General features: G+C 67.2%; 11 protein-coding genes and 1 other RNA gene. 4 read left to right on the top strand and 8 right to left on the bottom strand.

What is annotated here, in order from left to right; all coding sequences use genetic code 11:
• The 3 genes from pgi to pyk form a co-directional block, all read right to left on the bottom strand.
• On the bottom strand, window positions 1-1,281 hold a 1,281-nt coding region (gene pgi, locus OP498_RS15790; protein WP_280554337.1), incomplete at its 3' end, for a glucose-6-phosphate isomerase.
• A gap of 52 nt (window positions 1,282-1,333) precedes the next feature.
• Entirely contained in the window at window positions 1,334-1,810 is a 477-nt protein-coding gene (locus OP498_RS15785; protein WP_280554336.1) for a methylglyoxal synthase, read from the bottom strand.
• Window positions 1,803-3,275, bottom strand: a complete 1,473-nt coding sequence (pyk, locus tag OP498_RS15780; protein ID WP_280554335.1) for a pyruvate kinase — start codon at window positions 3,273-3,275, stop codon at window positions 1,803-1,805. The genes OP498_RS15785 and pyk overlap by 8 nt, the downstream gene beginning before the upstream one ends.
• A 379-nt stretch (window positions 3,276-3,654) precedes the next feature.
• Here pyk and gap point away from each other — a divergent pair, with 379 nt between their 5' ends.
• Together gap and OP498_RS15770 are read left to right on the top strand one after the other, a co-directional pair.
• Window positions 3,655-4,677, top strand: a complete 1,023-nt coding sequence (gap, locus tag OP498_RS15775) for a type I glyceraldehyde-3-phosphate dehydrogenase (protein ID WP_280554333.1) — start codon at window positions 3,655-3,657, stop codon at window positions 4,675-4,677.
• A 113-nt stretch (window positions 4,678-4,790) separates the two neighbouring features.
• Window positions 4,791-5,537: a sulfite exporter TauE/SafE family protein gene (locus OP498_RS15770; RefSeq protein ID WP_280548819.1), complete on the top strand. Its 747-nt coding sequence runs from the start codon at window positions 4,791-4,793 to the stop codon at window positions 5,535-5,537.
• 3 nt (window positions 5,538-5,540) lie between these two features.
• On the opposite strand, the gene OP498_RS15765 is transcribed toward OP498_RS15770, so the two are convergent.
• From OP498_RS15765 to smpB, 5 genes are all read right to left on the bottom strand, one after another.
• Window positions 5,541-6,836, bottom strand: coding sequence for an aspartate kinase (locus OP498_RS15765; protein ID WP_280554331.1), 1,296 nt, complete (start codon window positions 6,834-6,836; stop codon window positions 5,541-5,543).
• A gap of 13 nt (window positions 6,837-6,849) precedes the next feature.
• A complete protein-coding gene (gene nspC, locus OP498_RS15760; RefSeq protein WP_280554329.1) occupies window positions 6,850-8,022 on the bottom strand; it encodes a carboxynorspermidine decarboxylase in 1,173 nt (390 codons plus the stop codon).
• 7 nt (window positions 8,023-8,029) lie between these two features.
• Window positions 8,030-9,229, bottom strand: coding sequence for a saccharopine dehydrogenase family protein (locus OP498_RS15755; RefSeq protein WP_280554328.1), 1,200 nt, complete (start codon window positions 9,227-9,229; stop codon window positions 8,030-8,032).
• A gap of 310 nt (window positions 9,230-9,539) precedes the next feature.
• Window positions 9,540-9,919, bottom strand: a transfer-messenger RNA (tmRNA) gene (ssrA, locus tag OP498_RS15750).
• 40 nt (window positions 9,920-9,959) lie between these two features.
• On the bottom strand, window positions 9,960-10,451 hold the full coding sequence (gene smpB, locus OP498_RS15745; protein WP_280548827.1) for an SsrA-binding protein SmpB: 492 nt from the start codon (window positions 10,449-10,451) through the stop codon (window positions 9,960-9,962).
• Window positions 10,452-10,579: 128 nt separating this feature from the next.
• Between smpB and OP498_RS15740 the strand changes: the two genes are divergently transcribed.
• Window positions 10,580-11,014, top strand: coding sequence for a type II toxin-antitoxin system RatA family toxin (locus tag OP498_RS15740; protein ID WP_280548829.1), 435 nt, complete (start codon window positions 10,580-10,582; stop codon window positions 11,012-11,014).
• Entirely contained in the window at window positions 11,004-11,318 is a 315-nt protein-coding gene (locus OP498_RS15735; RefSeq protein ID WP_280548831.1) for an RnfH family protein, read from the top strand. Before OP498_RS15740 ends, OP498_RS15735 begins: the two co-directional genes overlap by 11 nt.
• Window positions 11,319-11,346 lie beyond the last annotated feature (28 nt).

Raw genomic sequence — 11,346 nt, 5'->3', positions numbered from 1 at the left:
GTTGGCCTGGGCCAGCATGTTGGTGAGCAGCGCGAAGTGGTGCTCCTCCATGCCCGGCTCGGGCTTGAGCGAGGCGATGAAGTCGAGGGGCACGTAGCGGGTGCCCTGGTGAAGCAGCTGGAAGAAGGCGTGCTGGCCGTTGGAGCCGGTCTGGCCCCAGACGATGGGCCCGGTCTTGTAGTCCACCGGGTGGCCGAAGATGTCCACCGACTTGCCGTTGGACTCCATGTCGAGCTGCTGCAGGAAGGCCGGCAGCTGATGCAGCGCCTGATCATAGGGCACGATGGCCTGGGTCTCGGCGCCCTGGAAGTTGATGTGCCAGATGCCGATCAGCGCCATCAGCACCGGCATGTTCTCGGCGAAGGGCGCCGACAGGAAGTGCTGGTCCATGGCGTAGGCGCCCTCGAGCATCTCCATGAAGCCCTCGAAGCCGATGGACAGCGCGATGGGCAGGCCGATGGACGACCACATCGAGTAGCGTCCGCCGACCCAGGCCCAGAACTCGAAGACGTTCTCCTCGCGGATGCCGAAGGCCATGGCCGCCGCCTTGTTGGTGGAGGCGGCGATGAAGTGCGCCCCCACGTCGGCGTCCGGGCCGGCGTTGTCCAGGAACCAGCGGCGCGCGGTATGGGCGTTGAGCAGCGTCTCCTGGGTGGAGAAGGTCTTGGTGGAGACGATGAACAGGGTGGTGGCCGGGTCGAGGCGGCTGAGCACCTTCTGGATATGGGCGCCGTCGACGTTGGAGACGAAGTGGAAGCCGAGATCCGGATGGCGGTGCTTGAGCAGCGCCCGGCAGGCCATGTTGGGCCCCAGGTCCGAGCCGCCGATGCCGATGTTGACCACATCGGTGATGCGCTGGCCGCTGTAACCCGTCCACTCGCCGCTGCGCACCGCCTCGGAGAAGGTGCGGATCTGCTCGCGGGTGCGCTGGATCTCCGGCATCACGTCCTGGCCGTCGACCTTGAGCGGCCCCTTGCCGAGGTTGCGCAGGGCGGTATGGAGAACGGGCCGGTTCTCGGTGACGTTGATGATGTCGCCGGAGAACATCTGGGCGCGGCGCTGGACCAGCGCCGAGTGCTCGGCGAGCTCGATCAGCTTGGCCAGTACCGCCTCGGAGACCGGCTGCTTGGAGTAGTCGAGGAACAGCCCGCCGACGCGCAGGCTCATCTTCTCGAAGCGCTCGGGGTCGGCGGCGAAGTAGTCGCGGATGCGGTCGTTGGCGGTGGTCTCCTGCAGGCCCTTGAGGGCCTGCCAGGTGACGCTGCGGGTGAGCTGGAACATGGTCGACCTCTTGTGGGTTGGTATCGTTGTCGACGTCTTGGCAGGGGCGCGATCAGCCGGTACGGGAGGACATCCAGGCGCCGGCATCGGGGATGGACATCTCGTAGTCCTGGCCGAGCCAGGGCGAGCTGATCAGGAAGTCGGCGCTGGCGGGGTTGCAGGCCACCGGGATGTTCCACAGCGCCGCCAGGCGCAGCAGGGCCTTGACGTCGGGGTCGTGGGGCTGTGGCGCGAAGGGGTCCCAGAAGAAGATCAGCAGGTCGAGCCGCTGTTCGGCGATGCGCGCGCCGATCTGCTGGTCGCCCCCCAGCGGGCCGCTCATCAGGCCCTCCACCTCGAGGCCCAGCTGCTTGCCGATCCGGGTTGCGGTGGTGCCGGTGCCGACCAGCTGGTGCTGGGCCAGGGTGGTCTGCCAGCGCCCGGCCCATTCGAGCATCTCGTCCTTCTTGCCGTCGTGGGCGACCAGGGCGATGCGTTTGCGGGCCGGCAGGGTCCGCTGCACGTTGCGCGGTGGGCGGATGTCACTCATGGCCGGCTTCCACGGCGAGGATCTTCAGGGTATTGGTGCCGCCGTGGGCGTTCATCTCGTCGCCCCGGGTGAGGATCACGTGGTCGCCGGACTCGGCGATGCCCTGCTTGACGAGCAGCGCGAGGGCCCGGCCGTTGAGTTCCTCGACTCCCATCTCGCTGGTGTCGAAGGGCAGCGAGACCACCCCGCGATAGAGCGCCATGCGCCGCTGGGCCACCGGGCTGTGGGCCAGGCCGATGATGGGCAGCCCCGAGCTGATGCGCGAGGCGATCAGCGGCGTGTATCCGGAGGCGGTCATGCAGGCGATGGCGGCCACCCCGGAGAGGTGGTTGGCGGCGTACATGGCGGAAAGCGCGATGGTCTCGTCGACCTGGCTGAAGCCCTCGTGGATGCGGTGGCCGGACTCCTGGATGCGCCGTTCGCGCTCGGCGCCCAAACAGACCCGATCCATGGCCTCGACGGTCTCCACCGGGAAGTCGCCGGCGGCGGTCTCGGCGGAGAGCATCACCGCATCGGTGCCGTCGAGCACCGCGTTGGCGACGTCGAACACCTCGGCGCGGGTGGGCAGCGGCGAGTCGATCATCGATTCCATCATCTGGGTGGCGGTGATCACCGCGCGATTGAGCGTGCGAGCGTGCTTGATGATGCGCTTCTGAGTGCCGATCAGCGCCGCGTCGCCGATCTCCACGCCCAGGTCGCCGCGCGCCACCATCACCGCCTCGCTGGCGCGGATGATGGCGTCCAGGGTCTCGTCGTCGGCCACCGCCTCGGCGCGCTCGAGTTTGGCCACCAGGCCGATCTCCTTGCCGGCCTCGCCGAGCCGTTCGCGGGCCTCGGCCATGTCGGCGGCGCTGCGCGGGAAGGAGATCGCCAGGTAGTCGACGCCGATCGCCACGGCGGTCTCCAGGTCGGCCTTGTCCTTGTCGGTGAGAGCCGGGGCCGAGAGGCCGCCGCCCTGCTTGTTGATGCCCTTGTTGTTGGAGAGCGTGCCGCCCACCACCACGCTGGTGTGGATCAGGTGGTCGGCGACCCGGTTGACGTCGAGCACCAGCCGGCCGTCGTCGAGCAGCAGGCGGTCGCCGGGGCCGACGTCGTCGGCCAGGGTCTTGTAGTCGCAGCCGACGCGGCTGGCGTCGCCCTGGTCGCTGGCCAGGCCCATGTCGAGGATGAAGGACTGCCCCTCCTCGAGTTCCACGGCGCCCTCCTTGAAGCGGGCGATGCGGATCTTGGGACCCTGGAGGTCGCCCAGGGCGGCGACGCTGCGACCCAGGCGGTCGGCGATCTCGCGGACCCGTTCGAGGCGGCGACGATGGTCATCGGGGCTGCCGTGGGAGAAGTTGAGGCGCACCACGTCGACGCCGGCCTTGAGCATCGCCTCCAGAACGCCCTCCTGGTCGCTGGCCGGACCCAGGGTGGCGACGATCTTGGTGCGACGGATGGGGGTGTGCAGTGGGGTGGTCGACATGTCGGGCTCCTCCGATGGACACTGGTTATTATTGAATCACGATAACGTCTTTGAGGTAAGTTTACTACATTGTGGTCGGTGTGCGGGCTCTCCCTTCGATCTCGACACGAGGCCACTCTACGGGTGCATCCTATTGGATGCGTGTGACGAAGTGGTGTCGTCGGATGGCCAGGTGAAGAACCATATGTTGTAAAGTTACTAAAAAGTGCTTGAGCCCCGGACACGACTGGTCCACATTATGGGGCAGATAATACGTGGCCCATCGTGCAGGGATGAAGATCGCGCAGGCACGACTCGAGCCGGGCGCTCGCCAGGATTCTCTTGGCCATCGGCTCCGCCACGCCCCATAGAACGCTACTGGACCGAGGAGAACAACGCCATGACGCTCAAGATCGCCATCAACGGTTTCGGCCGCATCGGCCGCAACGTGCTGCGTGCCCTTTACGAGAACGGCTATCGCAATCGCGTGCAGGTGGTCGCCATCAACGACCTCGGCGACCCGTCCCTGAACGCGCACCTGCTGCGCCACGACACCGTGCACGGTCACTTCCCCTTTTCCGTCGAGCACGACGAGGAGAGCATGACCGTGGATGGCCAGCGCATCGCCATCCTCTCCGAACGGGACCCGGCGGCGCTGCCCTGGACGTCCCTGGGCGTGGACCTGGTGATGGAGTGCACTGGCCTGTTCACCAAGCGCGAGGCCGCCGCCAAGCACCTCGCGGCCGGCGCCGAGCGCGTGCTGATCTCGGCGCCGAGCCCCGACGCCGACGCCACCGTGGTGTATGGCGTCAACGAGGACGTGCTCACGCCCGAGCACAAGGTGGTCTCCAACGCCTCCTGCACCACCAACTGCCTGGCCCCGGTGGCCCAGGCGCTGCACGAGGCAGTGGGCATCGAGAACGGCCTGATGACCACGGTCCATGCCTACACCAATGACCAGAACCTCTCCGACGTCTACCACAAGGATCCCTACCGGGCGCGCAGCGCAACGCACTCGATGATCCCCACCAAGACCGGCGCCGCCGCGGCGGTGGGCCTGGTGCTGCCGGCGCTTGCGGGCAAGTTCGACGGTCTGGCCGTGCGCGTGCCGGTGATCAACGTCTCGCTGGTCGACCTGGTGTTCACCGCCGGTCGTGATACCACCAAGGAGGAGATCAACGAGATCGTGGCCAGCGCCGCCGAGGCCTCCCCGGTGCTGGCGGTCAACGCCCAGCCGCTGGTCTCCATCGACTTCAACCACGATGCACACTCCTCGACCTTCGATGCCAACCACACCCGGGTGAACGGCCGCCTGGTCAAGGTGATGGCCTGGTACGACAATGAGTGGGGCTTCTCCAACCGCATGCTGGATACCGCCCTGGCCATGCATGCGGCCGCCGGGCGCAAGCGCGACGCCGCCTGATGCCCGGCCGTCGCTGACGGCCACTCCCGCCCCGTGCGGTATCATGACGCCGGGCCACCACCGTGGCCCGGCGTCGTCTCGTGCCGAGGATGGATCAAACCCAAGGAAGGCCCATGTCGCTCCCCGACTACTCCTGGCTGGCCTGGACCCTCATCGTGGTATCCACCTACCTCACCGGTGTCTCCAAGGGCGGGTTCGCCGGCGGCTTCGGCACCCTTTCGGTGCCGCTGATGGCGCTCGCCATCGGCCCCATCGAGGCGGCCGGCCTGCTGCTGCCGTTGCTGCTGGTGATGGATGCCTTCACGGTGAAGGCCTGGTGGGGACACCACGACCGCGCCGAGGTGCGTCGCGTGCTCCCGGGGCTGGCCATCGGGGTGGTCATCGGCACCCTGCTGATCGGTCGCCTGGACGAGGACGGCGTGCGCCTGCTGCTGGGCGTGATCTCTCTGCTGTTCGCGGCCTACATGCTGTTCAAGCCTGCCGCGGGGCGTCCCATCGCACCCCGCTGGGCGCTGCCGGCCGGTGCCGGCTGCGGCTTCACCAGCTTCCTGGCCCATGCCGGGGCGCCGCCGCTCAACCTCTACCTGGTTCCCCGGCGGCTGAGCAAGGAAGCCTTCATCGCCACCAGCGCGATCCTCTTCGCCGCGGTCAACCTGATGAAGCTGCCGCCCTACCTGTGGCTCGGCGAGATCAACCTGACCAGCGCCTGGGCCTCGCTGGTGCTGGTGCCGGTGGCCTGGGCCGGGGTGCGCAGCGGCCTGTGGCTGCAGCACCGGGTCAGCGAGCGCCTCTTCTACCGACTGGTAATCCTGGCCATGGCCATCGTCGGCGTGCAGCTGCTGGTCCGGGCGCTGGGCTGAGCCTCAGCTCGGGATATGCCAGGTCCCCTGGCACTGGCTGCCGGGAAAGAGCCGCTGGGCGGTATCGGCGTTGCGCCGTTCGGCGAGGCTGTCGCGCCCGGCGCCCAGCGCCGCCAGCAGCGCGTCGTCGGCATGGCGCACGGTGAGCAGGGTCAGGTCGTCGCGACGCGCCACCGCATAGTCGTCGCACAGCGACGCGACCAGCGGCTCGAGGCGCTCGGGGTGGCCGTCCAGGCACAGCGAGAGGCGCATGGCGCCACTGTCGACCAGGCTGGCATGCAGCCCGGCCGCCACCAGTCGGCCGAGGATGTCGTGCTGGCGGGCTTCGTCCATGAAGGCGAAGTCCCGCGGGCGGATCTCCAGCAGCGTCTGCGCCTCGCGCAGGATCAGCGAGGGCGTCTGGGTGTCGAACCGGGTGTCGCGGCCGATGGTGCTGGGCGGTGCCTCGAGGTCCTCGAAGGAGCGCACCGTCAGCGGGATCGATTTCTGCTGCAGCGGCCCCAGGGTCTTGGGGTGGATCACCTTGGCGCCGTGCCAGGCCAGCTCAATGGCCTCGCCGTAGGAGATCTGCTCGAGCTGTACCGCGTTGTCGACGCGCCGCGGGTCGGCATTGAAGAGCCCCGGCACGTCCTTCCAGATGGTGACCTCCTCCGCCTCCAGGCAGTGGGCGAGGATCGCCGCGCTGAAGTCGGAGCCTTCGCGGCCCAGGGTGGTCGAGGCGCCCTCGGCGGTGCTGCCGATGAAGCCCTGGGTGACCCGGATCCTGCCGTCGTCTGCCACCAGTCCGCGCACCCGTTCGGCGGTGGCCTGCCAATCGACATTGGCTGCCTGGTGGCAATCGTCGGTGATCACCAGCTCCCGGGCGTCCCGCCACTCGGTCGCCATGCCGGCCGCGTCGAGCCAGGCACTGACGATGGTGGTGGAGAGCAGCTCGCCGAAGCCGACGGTCTGGTCATAGTGGAAGGGGCGCTCACGGCCCGCATGACGGCGATGGCGCCGGTCGAGCTCGGTGATCAGCGCCTCGACCCGTTCCGCCACGGGGCCGGCATTCGCGCCGAACAGGGCCTCGACCGTGGCCAGGTGGTCCCGGCGCAGGGACTCGAGGCGGTCGCGATAGTCGGCCGCCTCGCCATCCCGCGCCGCGGCCAGCAGCGCCTCCAGGGCATTGGTGGTCTTGCCCATGGCCGAGACCACCACGACCAGCGGGCGCGCCCGGAAGCGGGCCAGCAGCTCGCCCAGTCGACGGATGGCAGCGGCGTCCTGGATCGAGGCACCGCCGAACTTGAAGACCTGGGACATTGCTGGTTCTCCCTCAACTGAGTCGTTGCCGGTAATCCTCGTAGCCGAAGGTCTTTACCGTGCGCACCTCGCGGCTGGTCTCGTCGATCCGGCAGATCGACGGCAGGCGCATGCCGTTGAAGGTGGTGGTCTTCACCATGGTGTAGTGGGCCATGTCGGTGAACACCAGCCGGTCGCCGATCGAGAGCGGGGCGTCGAAGCTGTACTCGCCCACCACGTCGCCGGCCAGGCAGGTCAGCCCGCCCAGCCGGTAGGTGTGGGCCTTCTCGCCGGGCTCGCCGGCGCCGATGATCTCGGGCCGGTAGGGCATCTCCAGCACATCGGGCATGTGCGCCGTGGCCGAGGTGTCGAGGATGGCGATGGTGCCGTCGTTCTCGACGATGTCGAGCACTGTACAGACCAGGTAGCCGGTGTTGAGCGCGATCGCCTCGCCGGGCTCCAGGTAGACCTCGAGGTGCGGATGGCGCGCCTTGAAGTCGCGGATCACCCGCACCAGGCGCTCGATGTCGTAGTCCTCGCGGGTGATGTGGTGGCCGCCGCCGAAGTTCACCCACTTGCGGCCGGCGAGGTGCCGGCCGAAGCGCTCCTCGAAGGCGGCCAGGGTGTGCGCCAGGGCGTCGCTGTTCTGCTCGCACAGGGTGTGGAAATGCAGGCCCTCCAGGCCGGCGAGGTCCACGCCTTCCAGGTCCACCGCTCGGGTGCCGAGCCGTGAGCCCGGGGCGCAGGGGTCGTAGAGCGCCACCTTGCCCTCGGAATACTCCGGATTGACCCGCAGGCCGCAGGAGACCCGCCGTGGCGCCTGGGCCACCCGCTCGCGGAAACGCTGCCACTGGGCCGGCGAGTTGAAGCTGAGGTGGTCCGCGTACTGCAGCACCACCTGCATCTCGGCCTCGCTGAAGGCCGGCGAGTAGCAGTGCACCTCGCCGCCGAAGGTCTCCGCCCCCAGGCGCGCCTCGTCCTGGCCGCTGGCCGTGGTGCCCACCAGGTACTCGCGGATCAGCGGGAAGGTGTCCCACATGGCGAAGCCCTTCAGCGCCAGCAGGATGCGCGCGCCGCTCTGTTCCTGGACCTGGCGCAGCAGCTCCAGGTTACGGCGCAGCAGGGCATCGTCCACCACGTAGGCGGGCGAGGGGCAGGCCCCAATGTCGAAGGGGTAAGCATCGAACGGATAGGCGATCTGGCTCATCTCGGGCTCAGGCCAGCGGGTCGGCATCGGGGTCGAGCTCGACCATCTGCCAGGGCAGGCCCATGTCGCCGATGCGCGCCATGAAGGGGTCCGGGTCGAGCTGCTCGACGTTGAACACGCCGTCGCCCTTCCACAGGCCCTCGAGCATCAGCATGGCGCCCGTCACCGCGGGGACGCCGGTGGTGTAGGAGATCGCCTGGGACTGCACCTCGGCGTAGCACGCTTGGTGGTCGCAGATGTTGTAGAGGTGCACCTTGCGACGCTTGCCGTCCTTGATGCCGTCGAGGATCACGCCGATGTTGGTCTTGCCCTTGGTGCGCGGGCCGAGCGAGGCCGGGTCCGGCAGCACCGCCTTGAGGAACTGCAGCGGGGCGATCTCGCGGCCCTCGAACTCGATCGGCTCGATGCGGGTCATGCCGACGTTCTCGAGCACCTTGAGGTGGGTGATGTACGTCTCGGAGAAGGTCATCCAGAAGCGGATTCGCTTGAGGCCGCGGATATTCTGCGATAGGGACTCCATTTCCTCGTGGTAGAGCAGGTAGAGATCCTTCTCGCCGATCCCGTCGAAGTCGAAGCTGCGCTTCTCGGCCAGCGGCGCGGTCTCCTTCCACTCGCCCTCTTCCCAGTAGCGGCCGTTGGCGGTGATCTCGCGGATGTTGATCTCGGGATTGAAGTTGGTGGCGAACGGATAGCCATGGTCGCCGCCGTTGGCATCCAGGATGTCGATGCGATGGATCTCGTCGAACAGGTGCTTCTGGCCATAGGCGCAGTAGATGTTGGTCATGCCCGGGTCGAAGCCGCAGCCCAGGGTAGCCATGTTGCCGGCCTTGGCGTAGCGCTCCTGGAAGGCCCACTGCTCCTTGTACTCGAACTTGGCCTCGTCCGGGTGCTCGTAGTTAGCGGTGTCCAGGTAGGGCACGCCGGTGCGCAGGCAGGCCTCCATGATGGTCAGGTCCTGATAGGGCAGGGCGACGTGGATCAGCACGTCGGGCTGGAAGGACTCGATCAGCGCGACCAGCGCCTCGACGTCATCGGCATCCACCTCGGCGGTCTGGATGGGGCGCTCCAGCTGGGACGCGATGGCGCGGCACTTCGCCTGGTTGCGGCTCGCCAGGCAGATCTCGCTGAACACCTCGGGATGCTGGGCGCACTTGTGGGTGACGACACCGCCGACGCCGCCGGCGCCGATAATCAGGACTTTGCTCATGGGGGTTCGAATCCAGATCGGGAAAATATCAACAATGGTAGGGTCTTATCGGTAATTGGAGCACCTTGGCGCGTCCGGACCCGATGCCACCCCGGTCTCACTCTCGCCTGGCCGGTCGCATGGGCCGGCGAGTGGGCGCTGATAATGGCTCCCCCTGAGGCTGGTCGCAAGAGGTTTTCGCGTCAAGGCTAATACGAAAGTCGGGGGCAGCCCGTTTCACGAGCCGAGCGCAGGTCGACGGGCGAGCGAGGCGGAGACGGCAGGCCGGAAACGAAAAAAGCGCCCGTAGGCGCTTGATTCGTCGACTGTTTGGTGGAGGCGGCGGGAATTGAACCCGCGTCCGCCGGCACTCACCCATTGGCTCTACATGCTTAGTTTCGTCTTTTGATTTAACGCGACTGGCTCCGACGAGCAGGATCCAGCAACGCGATTCCTCTGAGTTTTAACGACCGGCGAGAGGACACCACCGATCGCGATCCCATCAGTCGTCGCTCGTATCCCCTCCGTGATGAATGGGCACATCACTTCGGGGCCGGGCTAGAAGCTAGCGGCGTTTAAGCTGCCAGCGCGCCCTGAGCGTAGTTGTCGTCGTTTGCGACTATTCAATCGTGATGTTGTATTTACGAGATACATCACGCTCTCGGCATGCACCTCAGGGATTGTCACCGGCGTCGAAACCGTGTCGCCCCCGTAATGCGCATCCTAACAGGATGTGTAGGTCTGTGACACCTCAGGCCTTGGTTTGTTCCCGCATGATGCGGCCCTTCTGCCGCTGCCAGTCGCGGTCCTTCTCGGTGGCCCGCTTGTCGTGCAGCTTCTTGCCGGTCACCAGGGCCAGCTCGCACTTCACCCGATTGTGCTTCCAGTAGAGCTTGAGCGGCACGCAGGTGTGGCCCTTCTCCTGGGTGCGCGAGAAGATCTTGGCGATCTCCTTGCGATGCAGCAGTAGCTTGCGGGTGCGCGTGGGATCCGCCACCTCGTGGGTGCTGGCGGTGTTGAGCGGCATGATGTGGCTGCCCAACAGCCAGGCCTCGCCGTTCTTGACCAGGATGTAGGTGTCGGTGAGCTGCGCCTTGCCGGCCCGCAGGCTCTTCACTTCCCAGCCGGCCAGCACCAGGCCGGCCTCGAAGGCCTCGTCGATGTGGTATTCGAAGCGTGCCTTCTTGTTCTGGGCGATGACGTTGCTGCTGGGCCCCTTGCTCTTGCCTTTCTTGTTGGCCATGAAACCTCGTGTCCTGTATCTGCCGGTGGCGCTGCCCCTTCGATGTGGGGGGAAGCGTGGTACCATTCAAGGCCTGAAATAACCGCTCATGATACGCCCTGGGCACTGTGAAGTCAGCGGAGAGCTCAATGCCAACGGTCAATCGGTCCGCCATGGTGCGGCACACCCCCAAGGACATGTTCGACCTGGTCAACGACTTCGAGCGCTATCCGGAGTTCCTGCCCGGGTGCCGACGCGCACGCCTGCTGGAGCGCGATGACTCGCACCTGATCGGCGAGATGACCCTGGGGCGGGCCGGGATCGAGCAGAGCTTTACCACCCGCAATGATCTGATCGAGCCCGAGCGCATCGAGATGTCGCTGGTCAGCGGCCCCTTCAAGCGCCTGCGGGGTCGCTGGCTGTTCCTGCCCATGGGTGAGCGGGCCTGCAAGATCAGCCTTGAGCTGGAGTTCGAGTTCGCCAACCGCCTGCTGGCGATGGCCTTCGGTAAGCTCTTCCAGCAGGTGGCCGGCCAGCTGGTGGACTCCTTCACCCGCCGGGCGGACAACCTCTATGGCCGCTAGCGCGCCCGCCACGCTCGATGTCGAGGTGGCCTTCGCGCTACCCGACCAGCAGCGCATCATCCCGCTCGTGGTGCCCGAGGGCACCACGGCGCACCAGGCGGTGGCGATGGCGGGGCTGGAGGCGGCGTTTCCCGAACTGCCCCCGGCCACCTTCCGGCAGGCCACCCTGGGCATCTTCGGCAAGCGGCTGCGCGACCCGGACGCGGTGCGGCTGCGCGCCGGGGATCGGGTCGAGGTCTATCGTCCGCTGCAGATCGATCCCAAGGCGGCGCGCAGCGAGCGGGCTGCCCGCGGCAAACACTGACGCCCCGGCCGGCGAGGGCCGGCACGGG

The organism is Halomonas sp. 25-S5 (assembly GCF_029889845.1).
Classification (GTDB): Bacteria; Pseudomonadota; Gammaproteobacteria; order Pseudomonadales; family Halomonadaceae; genus Halomonas.
Note: the sequence above shows the minus strand (reverse complement) of the source record. Positions and strands in the feature narration are given on the sequence as shown.

What these genes read in the sequence shown, in the direction of transcription:
- OP498_RS15785 (WP_280554336.1), bottom strand. Translation starts at nt 1,810, where the DNA reads ATGAGTGACATCCGCCCACCGCGCAACGTGCAGCGGACCCTGCCGGCC.
- pyk (WP_280554335.1), bottom strand. Translation starts at nt 3,275, where the DNA reads ATGTCGACCACCCCACTGCACACCCCCATCCGTCGCACCAAGATCGTC.
- gap (WP_280554333.1), top strand. Translation starts at nt 3,655, where the DNA reads ATGACGCTCAAGATCGCCATCAACGGTTTCGGCCGCATCGGCCGCAAC.
- OP498_RS15770 (WP_280548819.1), top strand. Translation starts at nt 4,791, where the DNA reads ATGTCGCTCCCCGACTACTCCTGGCTGGCCTGGACCCTCATCGTGGTA.
- OP498_RS15765 (WP_280554331.1), bottom strand. Translation starts at nt 6,836, where the DNA reads ATGTCCCAGGTCTTCAAGTTCGGCGGTGCCTCGATCCAGGACGCCGCT.
- nspC (WP_280554329.1), bottom strand. Translation starts at nt 8,022, where the DNA reads ATGAGCCAGATCGCCTATCCGTTCGATGCTTACCCCTTCGACATTGGG.
- OP498_RS15755 (WP_280554328.1), bottom strand. Translation starts at nt 9,229, where the DNA reads ATGAGCAAAGTCCTGATTATCGGCGCCGGCGGCGTCGGCGGTGTCGTC.
- smpB (WP_280548827.1), bottom strand. Translation starts at nt 10,451, where the DNA reads ATGGCCAACAAGAAAGGCAAGAGCAAGGGGCCCAGCAGCAACGTCATC.
- OP498_RS15740 (WP_280548829.1), top strand. Translation starts at nt 10,580, where the DNA reads ATGCCAACGGTCAATCGGTCCGCCATGGTGCGGCACACCCCCAAGGAC.
- OP498_RS15735 (WP_280548831.1), top strand. Translation starts at nt 11,004, where the DNA reads ATGGCCGCTAGCGCGCCCGCCACGCTCGATGTCGAGGTGGCCTTCGCG.